The organism is Ensifer sp. ENS09 (assembly GCF_014852425.1).
Lineage (GTDB): Bacteria > Pseudomonadota > Alphaproteobacteria > Rhizobiales > Rhizobiaceae > Ensifer.
This window is the reverse complement of record NZ_JACVBP010000001.1, coordinates 477,758-498,349: the sequence shown is the minus strand read 5'-3', so window position 1 is coordinate 498,349 and position 20,592 is coordinate 477,758. Positions and strand designations below refer to the sequence as shown.

The 20,592-nt window shown below is 63.0% G+C and carries 19 protein-coding genes; 13 read left to right on the top strand and 6 right to left on the bottom strand.

Annotated features, from left to right (window positions below; all coding sequences use genetic code 11):
• Nucleotides 1–118: 118 nt before the first annotated feature.
• Nucleotides 119–2,431 carry an NADP-dependent malic enzyme gene (locus IB267_RS02475; RefSeq protein WP_192446256.1) on the bottom strand — a complete coding sequence of 771 codons (2,313 nt, stop codon included), beginning with the start codon at nt 2,429–2,431 and terminating at the stop codon, nt 119–121.
• 171 nt (nt 2,432–2,602) lie between these two features.
• Between IB267_RS02475 and IB267_RS02470 the strand changes: the two genes are divergently transcribed.
• Together IB267_RS02470 and IB267_RS02465 are read left to right on the top strand one after the other, a co-directional pair.
• Nucleotides 2,603–3,442, top strand: a complete 840-nt coding sequence (locus tag IB267_RS02470) for a UDP-2,3-diacylglucosamine diphosphatase (RefSeq protein ID WP_043623860.1) — start codon at nt 2,603–2,605, stop codon at nt 3,440–3,442.
• Between the two features lie 97 nt (nt 3,443–3,539).
• Nucleotides 3,540–4,760, top strand: a complete 1,221-nt coding sequence (locus IB267_RS02465) for an MFS transporter (RefSeq protein WP_192446255.1) — start codon at nt 3,540–3,542, stop codon at nt 4,758–4,760.
• Here IB267_RS02465 and dgcA read toward each other — a convergent pair.
• Complete coding sequence (gene dgcA, locus IB267_RS02460; RefSeq protein ID WP_192446254.1) at nt 4,712–5,695, bottom strand: N-acetyl-D-Glu racemase DgcA; 984 nt, start codon at nt 5,693–5,695, stop codon at nt 4,712–4,714. The two genes, IB267_RS02465 and dgcA, sit on opposite strands and share 49 nt — an antisense overlap.
• A gap of 260 nt (nt 5,696–5,955) precedes the next feature.
• On the opposite strand from dgcA, the gene IB267_RS02455 reads away from it, so the two are divergent.
• From IB267_RS02455 to IB267_RS02440, 4 genes are all read left to right on the top strand, one after another.
• Nucleotides 5,956–7,083 (top strand): ABC transporter permease, encoded by a 1,128-nt coding sequence (locus IB267_RS02455; protein WP_210335773.1) that lies wholly within the window; start codon nt 5,956–5,958, stop codon nt 7,081–7,083.
• Nucleotides 7,084–7,096: 13 nt separating this feature from the next.
• A complete protein-coding gene (locus IB267_RS02450; RefSeq protein WP_192446252.1) occupies nt 7,097–7,915 on the top strand; it encodes an ABC transporter ATP-binding protein in 819 nt (272 codons plus the stop codon).
• Between the two features lie 177 nt (nt 7,916–8,092).
• Entirely contained in the window at nt 8,093–9,463 is a 1,371-nt protein-coding gene (locus tag IB267_RS02445) for an MlaD family protein (protein ID WP_043623847.1), read from the top strand.
• 86 nt (nt 9,464–9,549) lie between these two features.
• Nucleotides 9,550–10,164, top strand: coding sequence for an ABC-type transport auxiliary lipoprotein family protein (locus IB267_RS02440; protein ID WP_192446251.1), 615 nt, complete (start codon nt 9,550–9,552; stop codon nt 10,162–10,164).
• An 18-nt stretch (nt 10,165–10,182) separates the two neighbouring features.
• On the opposite strand, the gene IB267_RS02435 is transcribed toward IB267_RS02440, so the two are convergent.
• Nucleotides 10,183–10,455: a BON domain-containing protein gene (locus IB267_RS02435; RefSeq protein ID WP_043623841.1), complete on the bottom strand. Its 273-nt coding sequence runs from the start codon at nt 10,453–10,455 to the stop codon at nt 10,183–10,185.
• A 153-nt stretch (nt 10,456–10,608) separates the two neighbouring features.
• On the opposite strand from IB267_RS02435, the gene IB267_RS02430 reads away from it, so the two are divergent.
• Nucleotides 10,609–10,785, top strand: coding sequence for a hypothetical protein (locus IB267_RS02430; RefSeq protein WP_192446250.1), 177 nt, complete (start codon nt 10,609–10,611; stop codon nt 10,783–10,785).
• Nucleotides 10,786–10,912: 127 nt separating this feature from the next.
• Here IB267_RS02430 and hemF read toward each other — a convergent pair whose 3' ends face one another.
• Nucleotides 10,913–11,824 carry an oxygen-dependent coproporphyrinogen oxidase gene (hemF, locus tag IB267_RS02425; RefSeq protein WP_043623839.1) on the bottom strand — a complete coding sequence of 304 codons (912 nt, stop codon included), beginning with the start codon at nt 11,822–11,824 and terminating at the stop codon, nt 10,913–10,915.
• Nucleotides 11,825–12,033: 209 nt separating this feature from the next.
• Between hemF and IB267_RS02420 the strand changes: the two genes are divergently transcribed.
• Nucleotides 12,034–12,294 (top strand): hypothetical protein, encoded by a 261-nt coding sequence (locus IB267_RS02420; RefSeq protein ID WP_077961089.1) that lies wholly within the window; start codon nt 12,034–12,036, stop codon nt 12,292–12,294.
• A 74-nt stretch (nt 12,295–12,368) separates the two neighbouring features.
• Here the strand turns inward: IB267_RS02420 and soxR are convergent, their stop codons facing one another.
• Nucleotides 12,369–12,839: a redox-sensitive transcriptional activator SoxR gene (gene soxR, locus IB267_RS02415; RefSeq protein WP_192446249.1), complete on the bottom strand. Its 471-nt coding sequence runs from the start codon at nt 12,837–12,839 to the stop codon at nt 12,369–12,371.
• Nucleotides 12,840–12,915: 76 nt separating this feature from the next.
• Between soxR and IB267_RS02410 the strand changes: the two genes are divergently transcribed.
• Nucleotides 12,916–13,491: an NADPH-dependent FMN reductase gene (locus IB267_RS02410; protein ID WP_192446248.1), complete on the top strand. Its 576-nt coding sequence runs from the start codon at nt 12,916–12,918 to the stop codon at nt 13,489–13,491.
• 72 nt (nt 13,492–13,563) lie between these two features.
• Here the strand turns inward: IB267_RS02410 and IB267_RS02405 are convergent, their stop codons facing one another.
• The gene (locus IB267_RS02405) at nt 13,564–14,025 is read right to left on the bottom strand and encodes a tRNA (cytidine(34)-2'-O)-methyltransferase (protein WP_192446247.1); all 462 of its coding nucleotides are present in this window, start codon (nt 14,023–14,025) and stop codon (nt 13,564–13,566) included.
• 482 nt (nt 14,026–14,507) lie between these two features.
• Here IB267_RS02405 and IB267_RS02400 point away from each other — a divergent pair, with 482 nt between their 5' ends.
• The 4 genes from IB267_RS02400 (at nt 14,508) to IB267_RS02385 (ending at nt 20,588) form a co-directional block, all read left to right on the top strand.
• Nucleotides 14,508–16,361: an ABC transporter ATP-binding protein gene (locus IB267_RS02400; protein ID WP_192446246.1), complete on the top strand. Its 1,854-nt coding sequence runs from the start codon at nt 14,508–14,510 to the stop codon at nt 16,359–16,361.
• Nucleotides 16,362–16,481: 120 nt separating this feature from the next.
• On the top strand, nt 16,482–18,347 hold the full coding sequence (locus IB267_RS02395) for an ABC transporter ATP-binding protein (RefSeq protein ID WP_192446245.1): 1,866 nt from the start codon (nt 16,482–16,484) through the stop codon (nt 18,345–18,347).
• Between the two features lie 367 nt (nt 18,348–18,714).
• Nucleotides 18,715–19,293 carry a ubiquinol-cytochrome c reductase iron-sulfur subunit gene (petA, locus tag IB267_RS02390; protein WP_192446244.1) on the top strand — a complete coding sequence of 193 codons (579 nt, stop codon included), beginning with the start codon at nt 18,715–18,717 and terminating at the stop codon, nt 19,291–19,293.
• A gap of 14 nt (nt 19,294–19,307) precedes the next feature.
• Complete coding sequence (locus IB267_RS02385; RefSeq protein ID WP_192446243.1) at nt 19,308–20,588, top strand: cytochrome b N-terminal domain-containing protein; 1,281 nt, start codon at nt 19,308–19,310, stop codon at nt 20,586–20,588.
• Nucleotides 20,589–20,592: the final 4 nt, after the last annotated feature.

The following is a 20,592-nucleotide window of genomic DNA, read 5'->3' as shown; positions in this document are numbered from 1 at the left end:
ATGCGTAAAACCGGCGATGTCGCGCCTGAGGCAGGCGCGACATCCGGATACGGTTTTGCCGGCGCCGGTATGGCGCCCAATTAAAGCGAAGACCGGTGGCGATCTCCGCGTTGCCATCTCAACCCGGATGGCTGGCTTCGACGACCGCCAGAGCTGCCATGTTGACGACGCCGCGCGAGGTGACGGACGGCGACAGGATATGGGCTGGAAGCGCCGAGCCGAGCAGGATCGGGCCGACATGCAGGCTGTCGGTCATGGTCTTGACGACACCGAGCGTGATGTTTGCGGCATCGAGATTGGGGAAGACCAGGAGGTTGGCTTCGCTCGTCAGGCTGCTGTCCGGCATGACGCGCTGGCGCAGCGCCTCCGAAATCGCGGCATCGCCGTGCATTTCGCCGTCGACCTCAAGGTCGGGCGCGAGTTCCCGCACGAGCTGCAGCGCCGTACGCATCTTCGTGGCGCTCTCCGAATCGCGCGAACCGAAGTTCGAATGCGAGACGAGGGCTGCGCGCGGGGTGATGCCGAAGCGGCGGATTTCCTGTGCCGCCATGACCGTCGTCTGGGCGATCTCTTCGGCGCTCGGGCAGTAGCTCACATAGGTGTCGGTGAAGAAGGTCGCGCCGCGCTGCGAGATCAACAGGCTCAAGGCCGAGAAATCGAGCACGCCGTCGCGCTTGCCGATGATCTGCGAGACGTCGCGCAGGTGCTTGCTGTAGCGGCCTTCGACGCCGCAGATCAGCGCATCCGCTTCGCCGCGCTTGACGGCGAGCGCACCGATAACGGTCGTGTTGGTACGCACGATGGTACGGGCGGCTTCCGGGATGACACCGAGGCGTCCGACGAGAGCGAAGTAGTCCTCGACATAGTCACGGTAGCGCGGATCGCCTTCGGGGTTGACCACTTCGAAATCGACATCCGGGCGAATGCGCAGGCCATAGCGGCGCAGGCGCGTCTCGATGATCTGCGGACGGCCGATCAGGATCGGGCGGGCCGTGCCTTCTTCAAGCAGCACCTGGGCGGCGCGCAGCACGCGCTCGTCTTCGCCTTCGGCAAAGATCACGCGGTTCTTCTGGGCGTTCTTGGCGGCGGCAAAGACCGGCTTCATGATGAAGCCCGAGCGGAAGACGAAGCGGTTCAGCTTGTCGAGATAGGCGTCATAGTCCTGGATCGGACGGGTGGCGACGCCGCTTTCCTCGGCGGCCTTGGCAACCGCCGGCGCGATGCGCAGGATCAGGCGCTGGTCGAACGGCGAGGGGATCAGGTAGTCGGGACCGAAGACCGGGGTCTCGCCGGAATAGGCGCGGGCGGCAACGTCGGAGGGCTCTTCGCGCGCAAGGCCGGCGATGGCGCGCACGGCCGCCATCTTCATTTCTTCGTTGATCGTGCTTGCGCCGCAGTCGAGCGCGCCGCGGAAGATATGCGGGAAGCAGAGAACGTTGTTGACCTGGTTCGGGAAGTCCGAGCGGCCGGTGCAGATCATCGCGTCCGGACGGGCCTGGCGGGCGGCCTCCGGCATGATTTCCGGCGTCGGGTTGGCGAGCGCCATGATCAGCGGCTTTTCGGCCATCTGCGCCAGAAGTTCCGGCTTCAGGACGCCGGCGGCTGAGAGGCCGAGGAAGACGTCGGCGCCGCCGATGCTGTCGGCGAGCACACGGTTGCTGCTGTCCTGCTCGTAGACGGACTTCCATTCGTCCATCAGCACCTCGCGGCCCTTGTAGACGAGGCCTTCGAGGTCATGCACCCAGATGTTTTCGCGCTTGGCGCCGAGCGTCACGAGAAGGTTGAGGCAGGCAAGTGCGGCAGCACCTGCGCCCGAGGTAACGATCTTCGCCTTGGCGATGTCCTTGCCGGCAAGCTCGAGGCCGTTGAGGATGGCAGCGGCGACGATGATCGCGGTTCCGTGCTGGTCGTCGTGGAAGACCGGGATCTGCATCTTTTCGCGCAGCTGACGTTCGACTTCGAAACATTCCGGCGCCTTGATGTCTTCGAGGTTGATGCCGCCGAATGTCGGCTCCAGTGCCGAAATCACGTCGACCATGCGCTCGATGCTCGACGCATCGATTTCGATGTCGAAGACGTCGATGCCGGCGAATTTCTTGAAGAGGACCGCCTTGCCTTCCATGACCGGCTTCGACGCCAGCGGGCCGATATTGCCAAGGCCGAGCACGGCCGTGCCGTTGGAAATGACCGCAACCAGGTTGGCGCGGGCGGTAAAATCGGCTGCCTGCTCCGGGTTGTCGCGGATGGCGATGCAAGGGGCGGCAACGCCAGGCGAATAGGCCAGCGCCAGGTCGCGCTGGTTGCCGAGCGGCTTGGTGGGCTGGATTTCGAGCTTTCCCGGGCGGGGATAACGGTGGAAGAAGAGGGCCTGCTGGTCGATGTCGCCGCTGGCCGGACCGGTATGGGATTTCGTCTTGTCGCCCGTATTCATGCTCTCACATTCCTCATTCGTGGTCGTGCCTTTTGGCATGAATTCGAAGCGAGGTACAGTTTTGCAGTGCTGATTTCGGCGGCAGACCGGCAACGCAATGTTGATGTCATCTTCTTGAAACACGAGTCTGGTTTCACGAAGGCACGAAGCGTAACCAGAGACGAGGCTGGCATGATGGCGGCGCAGCAAGACAACTCCGTACGAAAGCTCAGGACGTTGTTCATCTCGGACGTCCATCTCGGCTCCAAGGCGGCCAAGACCGACTATCTGCTCGACTTCCTGCGGCATCATGAAGCGGAGACGATCGTTCTGGTCGGCGACATCGTCGACGGCTGGCGGCTGAAGCGCAGCTGGTACTGGCCGCAGAATTGCAACGACGTGGTGCAGAAGCTCCTGCGAAAGGCGCGCAAGGGCACCCGCATCGTCTATATCCCCGGCAATCACGACGAGTTCCTGCGCGACTTTCCAGGCGTGCATTTCGGCGGCATCGAGGTGGCGCAGCGCTACATGCACGAGGGGGCCGACGGCCGTAAGTACCTCGTGCTGCACGGCGACGAATTCGATGTCGTCGTGCGCAATGCCCGCGTGCTCGCCTATCTCGGCGACTGGGCCTATGACACGGCGATCGCCATCAATATCGGCCTTGCGGCGGTCCGCAGGCGTCTCGGCATGCCCTACTGGTCGTTCTCTTCCTGGGCGAAGCTCCAGGTCAAGCACGCCGTCAACTTCATCGGCGAGTTCCAGAAGGTGGTCGCCGAGGAGGCGCGCCGCCACGATGCGCAGGGCGTGATCTGTGGTCACATCCACCATGCCGTGATCGAGGAGATCGGCGACATCCGCTACATCAACACCGGCGACTGGGTGGAAAGCTGCACGGCGATCGCCGAGCACCACGACGGCACGATGGAACTGATCACCTGGCACCAGATGCGCGGCGGCGCCAGCGAAGGCGAAGCATCCGGCGAAGCGGACAAGCTGCTTGCGCAACTGCTGACCCAGCGCGCGGCCTGATCTTCGCGCCGCGCCGAAAGTCCTGTCGCGAAAACTAGGTTATGGCGAGGCGCGTCCGGCTCGTGCTAGAGAGTGGGCACAGCCATCAGGTCAGACGATGATTCCCTCCCAAGCGCCCGCCTATGTGGGCCCTCCGCCGCGCCATTTTGCGCTTCGCATTGCCTTGCTCTTCTGTGCGCCGCTGATCGTCAACGGCTTCGCGATGCCGTATTTCCCGATGTGGCTGAGCACGCTGTCGATGAGCGACTTCGAGATCGGCGTTGTTCTGGCGCTGCCGATGTTCGTGCGCGTCATCACGGCGCCGATCGCCGGCGTCATCGCCGATCGGCTCGGCGAGCGGGCGATCGTGCTGATCTGGTCCGGGTGCCTGTCGCTTGCGACCGCGCTGGTGCTGTTTTACTTCCGTGAGTTCTGGCCGGTGCTGGTCATCTACACGCTGCAGTCGGCCGTCTATTCGCCCTATGTGCCGATCGTCGAGGCGATCGCTCTGTCTGGCGTGCGGCGCTGGGGCTTCGATTATGCCCATATGCGGCTCTGGGGTTCGGTCGCCTTCATCGGCGCGACGATGCTCGGCGGCTGGATGGTCGGCATTTTCGGCAGCGACATGGTGCTTCCGGCGATGGCGATCGGCTTTGGCCTGACGATCGTCATGGCTTATGCCGCGCCACGGGTCGGCAAGCCGCGGCGGCCGTCGCCGATCACGGCCTTGACCGAGCCGCCGCCGAAGTCGCTCCGGCAGCTCGACCTGCAGCTGTTGCTCATCGGGGTGACGCTGGTCAACGCCAGCCACGCGATGCTCTTTGCCTTCTCGGCGATCTATTGGCAGCACATCGGCTACAGCGGTACCGAGATAGGCCTGCTGTGGAGCGCGGGCGTGGCGGCCGAGGTGACGATGTTCATCTTCGCCAAGGCGATCAGCCGCCGTTTCAGTGTCTGGGTGATGATCCTGTCCGGCTGTTTTCTCGCCGTGGTGCGCTGGATCATCTTCCCGATGGATCTCGGCTTCAGCGGCTATTTCATCCTGCAGTGCTTCCACGCCTTCACCTATGCGATCATGCACACCGGCATGCAGCACAAGCTGGTCGAGCGCGTGGTGGAATCGCAGGAAGCGTCGGCCCAGGGGCTCTACTTCTTCTATACCGGCATCTTCACGGCGATCTTCACGTTCCTGTCCGGCTATTTCTACAACTGGTACGGGGTCAACGGCTTCTATTCCATGTCGGTCGTGGCCTTTGCCGGCTGCTGCTTTGCCGTCACCGCCTGGTATCTTCAGCCCCAGAGGCGAGGCTCCGGCGGGAAGACGAGCGAGGCCTCGTAGCGCAGGCCAGGTTTACGATCTTTGGCAAGCAGCAGCGGTCCGTCGAGATCGACGAAATCCGCGCCCTGGGCCACCAGGATCGCCGGAGCCATCGCAAGCGAACTGCCGACCATGCATCCGACCATGACCTTGAGCCCGAGCGCATCTGCCTGCGCGCGCATGCGCAGCGCCTCGGTCAACCCTCCGGTCTTGTCGAGCTTGATGTTGACCGCATCGTAGCGGCCGACGAGGGCTGCGAGGTCCTCGGTCTTATGCACGCTTTCATCGGCGCAGATCGGAACGGGGCGGGCGATCGTCGCCAGCGCCTCGTCTCGGCCGGCCGGCAGCGGCTGCTCGATCAGGTCGATCCGTTCCTCGGCGCAGAGCGCGAAGTGATAGGCGAGGGTCTCGGGCGCCCAGCCTTCGTTGGCGTCGAGGATGATGCGGCTTTCCGGTGCACCGGCGCGCACCGCACGGATCCGGGCGGCATCATCCGCCGTTCCGACCTTGACCTTGAGGAGCGCGCGGTGGGCGTACTTAGCCGCCTGTTGGCGCATCGCGTCGGGCTCGGCAAGCGAAAGCGTATAAGCCGTGGTCAATGCTTCCGGTGAAGAAACGCCGGCAAGAACATGGGCCGGTTGGCTTTTCTGCTTTGCTTCCAGGTCCCACAGGGCGCAATCGACGGCGTTGCGGGCAGCGCCCGGCTTCATCTCGCGCTGCAGGTCCGCACGGTTGAGCCCGGCCTCGATGCGGGTACGGATGGCCGCGATTTCGGCCAGCACCGTGTCGAGCGTTTCGCCGTAGCGGCCGTAGGGAACGCATTCGCCGGAGCCGGTATGGACGCCGTCGCCTATGCGGCAGGTGACGACGCTTGCCGTCGTCTTGGAGCCGCGCGAGATCGTAAACGTGCCTGCAATCGGGAAATGTTCCACGGTGGCATCGAGGGAAAGTGACATGAAAGCGTCTCCGGCAGGTAAACTGTTGGCCCGGCGTCATAGCGCCGCAACGTTCGGGTGACAGCAAAGGTGCGAGCCGTTATGACGGTGGAAGGATTTACGAATCTTTACACAGTCGTTGCCTCCGGTCGGACGCGCAACGCTCGCGGTAACACTTTAGGTCTGCTGCATGATCTTGTCCTCAAATCTATCGAGATTGGGCAGGTTTTGCAGGGGCAAATCGGGATAACAGAAGACACGTGTCGCAAGCCGCCCGCAAGATGACCGCCGATGTCGCGCTGTCCGAGAGTGGCAGCGGGCGAAGCTATGTCTTCACCGGCGCCTGGCGGCACGAGACCGCCGAGGCGATGGCGGCAAAGCTCGATGGCCTTGCGCGCAACGACGACGGGGTAGCCCAGTTCGATCTGTCCGGCGTGACGGCGATGGATACCGCTGGCGCCTGGATCATCCGCCGCTTCATGACCCGGATCGTCGGCCCGTCGCGCGACAACGTCCATTTCGCCGAGGGCGGGCAGCGCTATGTCGAGTTGATCGACGCCCTGCCGGCGGAGCTGCGTTCTCCGGACAAGGGCGGCGAACGGCTGCCGCTGTTCCAGCGCATCTTCGCCCCGATCGGCGAGGTCATGGCGGCGACGTGGGAAGATATCGTCGCGGCGATGTATATTCTGGGCTCCGCGGTGCGCGGCGCGCAGCTGAAGCTTGGACGGCATAGCGGCGTCTCGCCGGCGGCAATCGTTCACCAGATCGACCGCATGGGCGTGATGGCGGTTCCGATCATCACGCTGATGTCGTTCCTGATCGGCGCCATCATCGCCCAGCAAGGCGCGTTCCAGCTGCGCTATTTCGGCGCCGAAGTCTTCGTCGTCGATCTCGTCGGCATCCTGCAGTTGCGTGAAATCGGCGTGCTCCTGACGGCGATCATGATCGCCGGCCGCTCCGGCAGCGCGATTACCGCCGAAATCGGCTCGATGAAGATGCGCGAAGAGGTGGATGCGCTGAAGGTGATGGGGCTGAGCCCGGTCGGCGTTCTGGTCTTTCCGCGCCTCGTGGCGCTGACCGTCGCGCTGCCGCTCCTGACGATCATCGCAAACTTCGCAGCTTTGGTCGGCGCGGCGCTCGTCGCCTGGGGCTATTCCGGCATCACGATCCCGACCTTCCTTGCCCGCTTGCAGGAAGCCGTCGATTTTTCGTCGGTCGCCGCCGGCATGATCAAGGCGCCGTTCATGGCGCTGATCATCGGCGTCGTGGCCGCCGTCGAGGGCTTGAAGGTGGGCGGCAGCGCGGAGTCGCTCGGCCGCCACGTGACGTCTTCCGTGGTCAAGTCGATCTTCGTCGTGATCCTGATCGACGGGCTGTTCGCCATGTTCTACGCGGCCATTGATTTCTGATGCGGAGAACAGCGTGAACCCAGTCGAAAAGAGGCACGAGGAATACCAGCCGACCGAGGCGAACGAGCGGGAATCGGTGCTTTCCGTTCGCGACCTGACGGTCGGTTTCGGGTCCAACATCGTGCTCGACAAGCTGAACCTCGAGATCTACCGCGGCGAAATCCTCGGCTTCGTCGGAGCGTCGGGCACGGGCAAATCGGTGCTGATGCGCACCGTTCTGAGGCTGCTTGCGAAGCGGTCCGGCAAGATCGAAATCCTCGGCGCGGACTACGACAATATCACCGAGGGCGAGCGCATCGCGCTCGACATGCGGCTTGGCGTTCTGTTCCAGCACGGGGCGCTGTTTTCGGCGCTGACGGTGCGCGAGAACATCCAGGTGCCGATGCGCGAATATCTCGACCTGCCGCAGAGCCTGATGGACGAGCTGGCGCGGGTGAAGATCGAGTTGGTCGGTCTTGCACCGGAGGCGGCGGAAAAGTACCCGTCCGAGCTTTCCGGCGGCATGATCAAGCGCGCGGCACTTGCGCGCGCACTGGCGCTCGATCCGGACCTGGTCTTCCTCGACGAGCCGACTTCGGGGCTCGATCCGATCGGGGCGGCCGAGTTCGACGAGTTGATCGCCAAGCTGCGCGACACGCTGGGATTGACCGTGTATATGGTGACTCACGACCTCGACAGCCTCTTTTCGGTCTGCGACCGGATCGCGGTTCTCGGCAACAAGAAGGTTCTGGTCGAAGGCACGGTTGAAGACATGCTCGCCTGCGACGATCCGTGGGTGCAGTCCTATTTCCGTGGCAAGCGGGCACGATCGATCGTTCGCCACGATCAATGACCGGAGCATCCGGCGTCAGGCGAACGGCCTGAAGCGGGTATGATCCGGAAACAAATGTTGGAGCCTTGCGCGATGCGTTCGTTGGACGCATGGCGCTCCGCTAGGTGCGGTTTTGACGCCCAGGTGTCGAGATCGAAGGAAGAGCCGGTGAAGCGGCCACGAAGGTAGTCGGTACGAATGGAAACGAAAGCGAACTACGCCATTGTCGGTTTCTTCACGGTGTTCGTGGTCGCGGCCGCATTCGGCTTCGTCTACTGGATGTCGCAGTATGGCCGAAGCGGCGAGATGATCGAGCTGGTGGTCAATATTCCGGGGTCGGCCAACGGCCTTTCGGTCGGCTCTCCGGTGCGCTTCAACGGCATTCCCGTCGGCACGGTTCGCAACCTCGCGATCGATGCCAACGACCCGCGCTATTCGATCGCGCTGACCGAGGTTTCGGTCGATGCGCCGGTGCTGAAGTCGACCAAGGCGACGCTCGAAGTGCAGGGCCTGACGGGCGCTGCCTATATCGAGCTTAGCGGCGGTCACAAGGGCGACGAGAACATCCTGAAGACCGCGATCGAAAAGGGCACCCAGGCCCGGATCCTTGCGGACCAGTCGAGCGTCACCAGCCTGCTCGCTACGGCCGACCAGATCATGGATCGCGCCAACAGCGCCATCACCGACATCCAGGGCTTCGTGACCGACGTGCGCGGTCCGCTCACCAAGACGATCGGCAATGCCGAGAAGTTTTCCGACGCGCTTGCGAACAATTCCGGCGCTATCGACGATTTCCTCAAAAGCGTGACGGAACTCTCCGGCTCTGTCAGCGCGGCATCCAAGAAGCTCGACTCGACCCTCGAAACGGCCGAGACGCTCGTGAAGTCGGTGGATCCCAAGAAGATCGACCGCATCGTCTCGAACGTCGAGCAGATCAGCAACGACCTGAAGCAGGCTTCGGGCGGCGTTTCCGAGACCATCGCGGCTTTCCGGCAGACCGTCGAAACCTACGAGCAGTTCGGAAAGAACGCTCAGAAGACGCTGGAGCGGGTCGATACGCTGGTCGCTTCGGTCGACAAGCAGAAGGTGGAACTCGTCGTCAACGACATCACCGCGGCGACCGCCGACGCCCGCAAGACGGTCGCCAACATCTCGCAGTTCGCCGCGAAGATCACGGCGCGCCAGCAGGACATCGACCGCACGATCACCGACGTTACGCAGCTTGCGAGCAAGCTGAACGCTTCGGCCAACCGCGTCGACAGCATTCTCGTCAAGGTCGACGGCTTCCTCGGCGACGCCGACGCGCCTTCGCTTTCGGCCGATGCTCGCGCGACGCTCGAGTCCTTCCGCAAGATGGCAGACAATCTGAACGCGCAGATCGGGCCGATCGCCGACAACCTTCGTCGCTTCTCGGGCTCGGGCCTGCGCGACGTCGAGGCGCTCGTCACCGACACGCGCCGCACGGTGCAGAGCCTGGAGAACACGATCTCCACGTTCGACAAGGATCCGCAGCGTCTTCTCTTTGGCGGCGAGACGGTAAAGCAATATGATGGCCGCACCCGACGCTGAGTCGGTGGGCACAGCCGGCGTGGGGCCGGGTGGTGTGTTTCGATCCGGAATGCGCCGAAGTTGTGTGGGACAAAGGTAACGGCAGTATGAGTTTTCCAGGGCTGGTGGGCGTGCGAGTGACGGGAGCGTGGCGCTCCGCCCTGATTTTCATGCTGGCAGCGGGCCTTGCCGGCTGCGGTACCAAAGCGGTCAATGACACCTACAGTCTTTCGGCAAGGCCGGCCGTCGAAGGTCGTGCAGCCACGGGCAAGCAGATCCTCGTGCCGGAGCCGACGGCTCTGAAGGCGCTCGACAGCGATCAGGTGGTCATCCGCCTATCCGGGGCCGAGCTGCAATATCTCGCCAAGGCGCAGTGGAGCGATCGCCTGCCGAAGCTGGTGCAGTCGAAGCTCGTCCAGGCCTTCGAGGACACGGGCAAGGTCGGCGGTGTCGGCAAGCCCGGCCAGGGCCTGGCAATCGATTACCAGGTCATCACCGAAATCCGCGCCTTCGAGATTTCGACCGAAGGCACCGACGTGGCCAATGTCGAAATCTTCGCCAAGATCCTGAACGACCGCAACGGCACAGTGCGGGCGGCGAAGGCGTTTCGCGCCTCGGCTGCGGTGAGGGGCACGGGCAATACGGCCTTCATCAACGCCATGGACCAGGCTTTCGCCACGGTTTCCGCAGAAATCGTCAGCTGGACGCTCGGTTCCATCTAGAGACGCCGACGGCGTCCTCTACCGCGCGACGACCGTCTCGATCCGGTTGATTACTTCCGCGACGCCTTGCACGTGCCTGGCCGCCTCTTCGGCGCGCGCAACTTCGGCTGCCGTTGCCACGAAGCCGGCGAGCAGGATCGTGTTGCCTTTGCCGGTCACCGTGACATCGGCGGCATCGAGGCCGGGCGTGACCGCCAGGAGATGGGCGACGCGACGTTCCAGTTCCGCAGGGTGATCGGCCGCCTGCCGCTCCGGTTCGTCGCCGTAAAATGTGCGCTTCTTGAAGATCATCGTTTTCACCTCGCTCGACGAAAGTGAAACGCCAGACGACGCGCTTTGTTCGCCTGTTTCATTCGAAACAGCGGGATGAGCCCGATCCGTGCGATGGCTCGCTTCAGGCGACGGGCGGCTCCGTCGCGGTTAAGTCACACGGGGATATACAAAATGCGCGGTTCTTGCTTCGCCATGGCTCTGGCGACGACGATGGCATTTGCCTTGGCCATACCGGCAAAGGCGGCGAACTACAGCTACGGCTGCAAGCCGAGCTGCGTCATCAAGACCGAACGGGCCTATGGCGCCGACGGCAAGCTTTTCTGGAAGAAGGTGCGGATCTGCAAGTGATGTTGAATAAGCCCGGAACGGTTCAGGGAGCCGTTTTCTGCTGGGGCGCACGCTGCGCGCGATCCCGGAGAGAAGCGCGTCCGCGCAGTGCAAGCGCTTCTCTCATTCTGTGTGATGCCGTTGAGCCTTACGGCCAGCGCACGACCGGGGGCAGGGACGACAGGATGGACTCGACATTGCCGCCGGTCTTCAGGCCGAAGATGGTGCCGCGATCGTAGAGCAGGTTGAACTCGACATAGCGGCCGCGGCGCACCAGCTGTTCGTCGCGGTCGTCCTCGGTCCAGGGTGTGTTGAAGTTGGTGCGGACGATCTTCGGATAGACGATGGCGAACGCCTTGCCCACATCACGGGTGAAGGCGAAGTCGGCGTTCCAGCCGCCTTGCTCTTCCGGGGAGTGCAGCCAGTCGTAGAAGATGCCGCCGGTTCCGCGCGCCTCGTTGCGATGCGGCAGGAAGAAGTAGTCGTCGCACCACTTCTTGAACTTGGCATGATCGGCGACGGCATGGCGGCCGCAGGTGATCTCCATCGCGCGGTGGAAGAGCTGGGTATCGGGATCCGTCATGACGCGACGGCGATCGAGCACCGGGGTGAGGTCAGCACCGCCACCGAACCAGTTGCTGGTCGTCACGACCATGCGGGTGTTCATGTGAACCGCCGGCACGTTGGGATTGACCGGATGGGCGATCAGCGAAATGCCCGAGGCCCAGAAACGGGGATCTTCGGCAGCACCCGGGATCTGGCTGCGGAATTCGGGCGAGAATTCGCCGTAGACGGTCGAGGTGTGCACGCCGACCTTTTCGAAGACGCGGCCTTCCATCATCGACATGCGGCCACCGCCGCCCTTGCCGTCTTCACGGCTCCAGTCCTTGGCGACGAAGCGGCCGGGGGCGCGATCGGACAGCGGCCCGGTCAGCTCGTCTTCAACCGCCTCGAAGGCGGCGCAGATGGTGTCGCGCAGCCCCTCGAACCATGCACGCGCCTCCGCCTTCTTGTCTTCGATGTCTGCGGGGAGCCCCTGGGGTAGCTGCGGTCGTTCCATGAAATTACGTCCTGTTGGCGGGATATCCCGATGAAATACCGCCGATTCGAGTGAAGTCGTCACAGTTCACACTTTGGCGCTGATGGCAACGGCGGTCCAGCCGCCTCGGCCACTCTGTCGCGGCGCGTCCTTGGCCCAGCGAAACCGCCGCACAAAGCTCTGGCAAAGGCTGGCTTGCCTCCCTATCTTACAATCCAGAGGTATAGCCCATGGCAAGAATACCTGCAGGCCCGCCGCTCGATGGATTGCGGCGGCAGATCGCCCGGCATCGCCGGGACAATCCGACACGAGGCGATGGCCTTTTCGTGCGGGAAACCTTTCGGCTCGATCGCAGTGCTGCCCGCGCGAAGGCCCGGGAATGGTTCGACACCTGGCCGAAGGCCGCCTACTGGACCGAAGTGGAAAGCTGGCGACAGCTCGACGGCGACGAGATCGAGTTTACGATGCGCCGCCTGCCGAGCGCGGATTGATCCGTCGCCCTGCCGCTTTTTCAGTGATCACCAGTCGCGTCGACAAACGCGGCAGATTTCCACCGTCCCGGCGCTCAAGGGCGGCCGTCTTCATCCATGAGCCGCGGCCCGGCACCCTCCATAGACAGCACGTCGTGCGGATTGCGCAGCGGACACTCACGCAAGGACAGGCAGCCGCAGCCGATACAGCCCGTCAGGTGGTCACGCAAGGCCATGAGGTTGGCGATGCGTTCGTTCAGCTGTTCGCGCCAGGTTTCGGACAATCTGCCCCAATCCTCGACCGTCAGCGGACGATCGTCCGGCAGCACCGACAATGCGTCCTGGATTTCCGACAGGGGAATGCCGGTGCGCTGCGCCACCTTGATGACGGCGACGCGCCTGAGCACGCCGCGCGGATAGCGGCGCTGGTTGCCGCGGGTGCGGTTGCTGCGGATGAGGCCCTTGGCCTCGTAGAAATGCAGGGTGGAGACGGCGACGCCGCTGCGCTCCGCCACTTCGCCCACGGTCAGTTCGCGGCGTAATTCGCTTTGCTTCACAATCGTCATGACGGCTATTGACCTCAACTAATATTGAGGTTTTATAGCATTGGCTCCATGACTGAGACAACAGGAGCTTGATCCCATGACTGAGAAAATGACCCTTGCCGTGATCTATGGCAGCGCGCGCCAGGGTCGCTTCTGCGACACGGTCGCCAACTGGCTGATCCGGGAACTTTCGGCTTCCGATACGTTCACGCTGACGATCATCGATCCGGCCAGACTCAGAACGTCGCGCGGCCTTGGCGCGGCGGTCAATCCCGGCGAGTGGCTGGAGCGCAAGATCGCCGAGGCCGATGCCTTCATCGTCGTCACCCCCGAATACAATCACGGCTACCCGGCGGCGCTGAAGGAGCTGATCGACTCGGTCTACGAGCCCTGGCATGCAAAGCCGGTCGCCTTCGTCTCCTATGGTGGCGCCTCGGGCGGCATTCGCGCAGTCGAGCAATTGCGCCAGGTGTTTGGAGAGTTGCACGCGGTGACGCTGCGCGACGGGGTGACCTTCCCGAAGGCGTGGTCGAAGTTCGACGCTGCCGGCAATCTCTACAAGCCGGAGGAGCTGCGCGCGCCGCTGTTTTTGATGATGGATCGCCTGACCTGGTGGGCGCGGGTGTTGAAGCAGGCGCGCAAGACCAAGCCTTACAACGAAGTCGCGGCTTGATGCGCCTGTGTGAACGGCGGTGGGATCTCAAAGGCTCGGCCTGGCGCCAAGGAGACGGCTATGGAGACGGTATCAGACCGGCGAAACCTGCCGGATCGCTTCGCCGGCGATCATCGCGGCGGAGATGGCGATGTTCAGCGAGCGTTGGCCGTCGGCCATCGGAATGAGAATGCGGCCGTCGGCGCGCTCGTGCACGTGGTCGGGCACGCCGGCGCTTTCCCGCCCGAAGAGCAGGATGTCGTCCTGGCGGAAATCGTAGCGGGTATAGGGCAGGGCAGCCTTGGTGGAGGCGAGCACCAGGCGGCGTCCACTCGCGGCGCGCCACTCCTCGAAGCGCTCCCAGTTGACGTGACGGGTCAGCGCCACCGACGCGATATAGTCCATGCCGGCGCGCTTCAGGTTGCGGTCGGAAAGGTCGAAGCCGGCGGGCTCGATCACGTCGACGCCAAGCCCGAGGCAGGCCGCCATACGCAGGATCGTGCCGGTGTTGCCGGGAATGTCGGGCTGGTAGAGGGCGATGCGCAGATTGCTCATGGGGTCGTGACTGCTCCGGGAGATAGCGGCGGAACGAATATCGATGGCGGCTCCTATCGCACCGAATGCATAAGCGATCCACCCTCGATCGAACGGTGTGGCCGTCAATTTCCGGTCGCTCATTTTGCCCGCGCTAATCTGTGCCGAAACAGCAACAGCGGTCGGAGCGATGAAAAATTGGGCAAAAAAGTGCCTGCGACAATCTGGCATGCGAGCGCGAATAAGGGTAGAGATCGGACCTCTTCAACGCGAACCGACGGAGGCAAACATGAATGTATCGATGTTGACACGCCTTCCTGGAGTAGTGGGCCACCGTTTGGCCTGACCGGTTCCGCGACCTATCTTCTAACCGAGATCGACGCGCTTCCGGGACTCCGGAAGACGAAGCCCTTTGTGGGCTGCATTTCCGGACTGACTTTTTCATCATAAGAATGCGGGGCGAAATCCCGCTTTCCTTCAAAATACTCTGAAGGAGCAATGTTATGTTTGGCTGGTTTGAATCCCGCCTCAATCCTTACCCTGCGGAGGAACCGACGGTTCCGCCGAAGACCCTGTTCGGCTTCTGCTGGCACTATTCCAAGCCGGCGGCACCCTGGCTCGTCATCATGTCCGTCTGCACGGCGCTGATCGCCATTGGCGAGGTGGCGCTGTTCCAGTTCCTCGGCAACATGGTGGACTGGCTGTCGAGCGCCGACCGTGAGAGCTTCCTTGCCGCCGAAGGCGGACGGCTGTTCTGGATGGCTGCGCTCGTCCTCATCGGCCTGCCGGGCCTGGTGGCGATCGATTCGCTGATCATGCACCAGGTGCTGCTCGGCAACTATCCGATGATCGCCCGCTGGCAGATGCACCGCTACCTGCTGCGCCAAAGCATGACCTTCTTTGCCAACGAGTTCGCCGGACGCGTTGCAACGAAAGTGATGCAGACGTCGCTGGCCGTGCGCGAAACCGTGATGAAGATCCTCGACGTCTTCGTCTATGTCGTCAGCTACTTCGTCACCATGCTCGCGGTCGTCGCCACCGCCGACTGGCGGCTGGTGATCCCGCTCGGCATCTGGCTGGCGATCTATATCTGCATCGTCAGCTATTTCGTGCCGCGGTTGCAGAAGATCTCCAAGGAGCAGGCGGATGCACGCTCGATGATGACCGGGCGGATCGTCGACAGCTACACCAATATCGGCACGGTCAAGCTGTTCTCGCATGCCGGCCGCGAGGAAGGTTATGCCCGCGACGGCATGGACGGTTTCCTCGACACCGTGCATCGCCAGATGCGCAAGGTGACGCTGTTCCATGTGTTGGTCTATGCCAACAACAGCATCGCCCTCTTTGCGATCGCAGCGCTTGGCATCCATCTCTGGCTGACGAGTGCGATCTCCGTTGGCGCGATCGCGATCGCCGTCGGCCTTGCGATGCGCATCAACGGCATGTCGCAGTGGATCATGTGGGAAGTCTCGGCACTGTTCGAGAATATCGGCACGGTCTATGACGGCATCGGCATGATGACCAAGGCGCACGACATCGTCGACGAGCCGGACGCCAAGGCGCTGACAGCGGACAAGGGGGCAATCGCCTTCGACAACATCCGCTTCCACTACGGCAAGGCCAAAGGCGTCATCGATCACCTCTCGCTCGACATCAAGCCGGGCGAGAAGATCGGCCTCGTCGGTCGCTCGGGCGCCGGCAAGACGACGCTGATGAACCTGCTGTTGCGCTTCTACGACCTGGAGGACGGCGCGATCCGGATCGATGGCAAGGATATCGCAACCGTCACGCAGGACAGCCTGCGCTCGCAGATCGGTGTCGTGACGCAAGACACCTCGCTCCTGCACCGCTCCATTCGCGACAACATCGCCTATGGCCATCCGGAAGCGGACGACGAGGCGATCATCGCGGCGGCCAAGAAGGCGAATGCCTGGGACTTCGTTCAGGGGCTCGAGGACAACCAGGGCCGCAAGGGCCTGGATGCCCAGGTCGGCGAACGCGGCGTCAAGCTCTCCGGCGGCCAGCGTCAGCGCATCGCGATCGCGCGCGTGTTCCTGAAGGACGCGCCGATCCTGATCCTCGACGAGGCGACCTCGGCGCTCGATTCCGAAGTCGAGCAGGCGATCCAGGAGAACCTGTTCGCTCTGATGGCAGGCAAGACGGTGATCGCGATCGCCCACCGCCTGTCGACGCTGACGGAGATGGACAGGCTGGTGATCCTCGAGGCGGGCCGCATCGTCGAGACCGGTTCGCATGCCGAGCTCGTGGCCCATGGCGGTCTCTACGCCGATCTCTGGTCTCGCCAGTCGGGCGGCTTCATTGCCGACGATGTGGAGAAGGAAGAGGCAGCGGAGTAAGCAACCAGAGGCCCGCCGTTCGAATGAGCGGCGGGCCTCTTTGTTAGACGTTACGCATTTGTAATCTGCAATTGTGTCGAAACCGATTGCTGTTGTCGCCGAACCGCCTATATCGGAACCATGCTCAGCGCCATCGTCAGCCTCTTCGAGAACTGGATCAAGCCCTTCGCACCGCGCGAGCGCCTGCAGCCGCCGAAATCGCTCTGGGGTTTTGCCTGGTTCTATGCCAGCCAGGCCAAGGGACCGTTCATCGCAATGGCGGTGCTCGGCGGCCTCGTTGCCATGCTGGAGGCGGGGCTCTTCTATTTCGTCGGCCGGCTCGTCGATCTGCTCGACACCGTGAAGCCGGAAGCCGGCTGGAGCGGCCTGATCGCCGCCAATGGGCCGGAACTCCTGTTCATGCTCCTGACGGTCATGGTCTTCCGCTTCGTCGCGGTGTCGCTGGCGGCGCTCGTTGAAGAACAGGCGATCACGACAGGCTTTTTGAACCTGGTGCGCTGGCAGTCCTATGTGCATGTCGCCCGGCAGTCGCTGACCTTCTTCCAGAACGACTTTTCCGGCCGCATCGTCACCAAGGTCTGGGCCGGGGCGCAGGCAACGAGCGACCTGCTCGTCTCCCTGTTGCAGGTCGTCTGGTTCATCGTCATCTACACCGCGTCGACCATGGCGCTGGTGGCGCAGCTCGACTGGCGTCTGGCGGCGATGGTCGGCTTCTGGATCGTCGTCTTCCTGGTGCTGGCGCGCTTCTTCGTTCCACGCATCCGCAAGCACGCCCGCGACACGGCTGAAATGGCGTCGATGCTGAACGGCCGCATGGTCGATGCCTATTCCAACATCCAGACCTTGAAGCTCTTCGGCCGCGACGAGGAGAACGACCGATACATCCACGGCGGCTTCGACCGGTTCCAGCGCGCGGTCATCCCGTTCACGCGGCTGCTGACGGCGGTGCGCGCTTCGCTGGCGCTGCTTTCCGGCCTGATGATCACGGCGATCGCGGTCTATGCCATCCATCTCTGGCTCGCGGGCGCGATCAGCTCCGGCGCGGTCGCCTTCACACTGGCGCTGGTGCTGCGGCTCAACATGCTGCTCGGCCGCATGATGACGCAGTTCAACTCGATCATGCGCAACATCGGCACGATCCAGAACTCGGCCGAACTGGTCTCGCAGTCGATCGGTCTCGTCGATCGGCCGGACGCGACGGAACTTGCCGTCAGCAAGCCGGAAATCCGCTTCGAACACGTGCGCTTCCACTACGGCAAGGGCGAGCGCGTCATCGACGACTTTTCCCTCGTCGTCCGTCCGGGCGAGAAGGTGGGCATCGTCGGCCGCTCCGGCGCTGGCAAGTCGACCCTCGTCAATCTGCTGTTGCGCTTCTACGACCTTGAAAGCGGGCGCATCTTGATCGACGGGCAGGATATCGCGACCGTAAGCCAGGAATCACTGCGCGCCCAGGTTGGCATGGTCAGCCAGGATACCTCGCTGCTGCACCGCTCGATCCGCGACAACGTCCTCTTCGGCCGCCCCGATGCGAGCGAGGAGCAGCTGATCGCCGCGGCACAGAAAGCCGAAGCCTATGACTTCATCGCCGACCTTCAGGACCAGCGCGGCCACAAGGGGCTCGACGCCCATGTCGGCGAGCGCGGCGTCAAGCTTTCGGGCGGCCAACGCCAGCGCATCGCGATCGCCCGGGTGATGCTGAAGGATGCGCCGATCCTCGTGCTCGACGAGGCGACCTCGGCGCTCGATTCCGAAGTCGAAGCGGCGATCCAGTCCAATCTCGACCGCCTGATGCAGGGCAAGACGGTGCTCGCGATCGCCCACCGGCTGTCGACGATCGCGGCACTCGACCGGCTGGTGGTGATGGACAAGGGACGGATCGTCGAACAGGGAACGCACGCCGAACTTGTTGCCCGTGGCGGGCTTTACGCCGGCCTCTGGTCGCGCCAGTCCGGCGGATTTCTCGCCCGGGAAGAGGCGGCGGAGTAGGGCGCTCTTCGGGCGCCTCCAGGCACATCCGGCGGGTGCAAATTCCGCCTAACTGATGGCCGTCAAGTCCTTGTGCCAATTGGCCGCGCTTTTCCCCGCGACAATCTGCCCACATCCCCTTGTCAAGGCTGGACATAATTTGCGATCAAGCATAGAACGCGCCGGATTGACGGGGATTCTGCGTGCCGTGTGCGCGCCGATTCTTTTCGGATTCTGTGCCGATGTCGCATTTGCAACTGCAGGGCGACGGGGCGACAGCACTATGAATAGGGCGTGGTTCCTTGACCTGGATCAAACCGCAAGGGGCAGGAATTTCGCCGGGGGCGGATGCGGTTTCCGCAATATTGCGTGAGAGGATGGTTTAGCCGTGAGCGAACACGACACTTCAAGCGAGGCCTTGGGCGAGCCCACTCGCCGCGACTTCCTTTATCTGGCTACCGGTATGGCAGGCGTCGTTGGCGCTGGCGCCGTCGCCTGGCCGTTCATCGACCAGATGCGTCCGGATGCATCAACGCTCGCGCTCGCCTCGATCGAGGTTGACGTATCGAGCCTGCAGCCCGGTATGTCGCTGACCGCGAAATGGCGCGGCAAGCCGATCTTCATCCGCAACCGTACGGAGAAGGAAGTCGAGGAGGCAAAGGCCGTCCAGCTCGACGAGCTTAAGGACCAGGTTGCGCGCAACGCCAACCTTCCGGCCGATGCAACCGCGAGCGACCTCGATCGTTCCGCCGGCGAAGGCAAGGAAAACTGGATCGTCATGATCGGTTCCTGCACCCATCTGGGTTGCGTGCCGCTTGGCCAGGCCGGTGATTTCGGTGGCTGGTTCTGTCCCTGCCACGGTTCGCACTACGATACGGCCGGCCGCATCCGTAAGGGTCCGGCGCCTGAGAACCTTCACGTGCCGACCTTCTCGTTCGTATCCGACACAGTTATCAAGATCGGTTGAGGGGACTACTGATAATGAGTGCTGAACATTCAACCTACACGCCGACGACTGGCATTGAGAAATGGGTTGATTCCCGTCTGCCGTTGCCGCGTCTGATCCACGATAGCTTCATCAGCTATCCGGTTCCCCGGAACCTGAACTACGCCTACACCTTCGGTGCCATGCTCTCGGTCATGCTGATCGTCCAGATCCTGACCGGTATCGTTCTTGCGATGCACTACGCCGCTGAAACGACCGTCGCCTTCAATTCGGTCGAAAAGATCATGCGCGACGTCAACCACGGCTGGCTGCTGCGCTACATGCACGCCAACGGCGCATCTTTCTTCTTCATCGCCGTCTACCTGCACATCGCCCGTGGTCTCTACTACGGCTCGTACAAGGCTCCGCGCGAAATCCTCTGGATCCTCGGCGTGGTCATCTACCTCCTGATGATGGCGACCGGCTTCATGGGCTACGTTCTGCCCTGGGGTCAGATGTCCTTCTGGGGCGCGACCGTTATCACCGGCTTCTTCACCGCCTTCCCGCTGGTGGGTGAGTGGATCCAGCAGTTCCTGCTCGGCGGCTTCGCCGTTGACCAGCCGACGCTGAACCGCTTCTTCTCGCTGCACTACCTGCTGCCCTTCATGATCGCCGGCGTCGTCGTCCTGCACATCTGGGCCCTGCACGTAACGGGTCAGACCAACCCGACCGGCGTTGAAGTCAAGTCCAAGACCGACACCGTTCCCTTCACGCCCTATGCGACGCTGAAGGATGCACTCGGCGTTTCCGTCTTCCTGATCATCTATGCCTGGTTCGTCTTCTACCAGCCGAACTTCCTCGGCCACCCGGACAACTACATTCCGGCTGACGCGCTGAAGACGCCTGCTCACATCGTTCCGGAGTGGTACTACCTGCCGTTCTACGCGATGCTGCGCGCCATCACCTTCAACATTGGCCCGATCGACTCCAAGCTCGGCGGCGTTCTGGTGATGTTCGGCTCGATCATCATCCTGTTCTTCCTGCCGTGGCTCGACACGTCGAAGGTCCGCTCGGCCGTCTACCGTCCGTGGTACAAGCTGTTCTTCTGGGTCTTCGTGGTCAACGCCATCCTGCTCGGCTGGCTCGGCTCGCGTCCGGCAGAAGGCCTGTACGTCGTGATGTCGCAGATCGGCACGCTGTACTACTTCGGCTTCTTCCTCGTCATCATGCCGGTTCTCGGCCTGATCGAAACGCCGAAGCGCATTCCGAACTCCATCACCGAAGCGGTGCTGGAAAAGCAGAATGCCAAGGCGCAGCCGGCCGCCGCGCGCGCCTGATCAG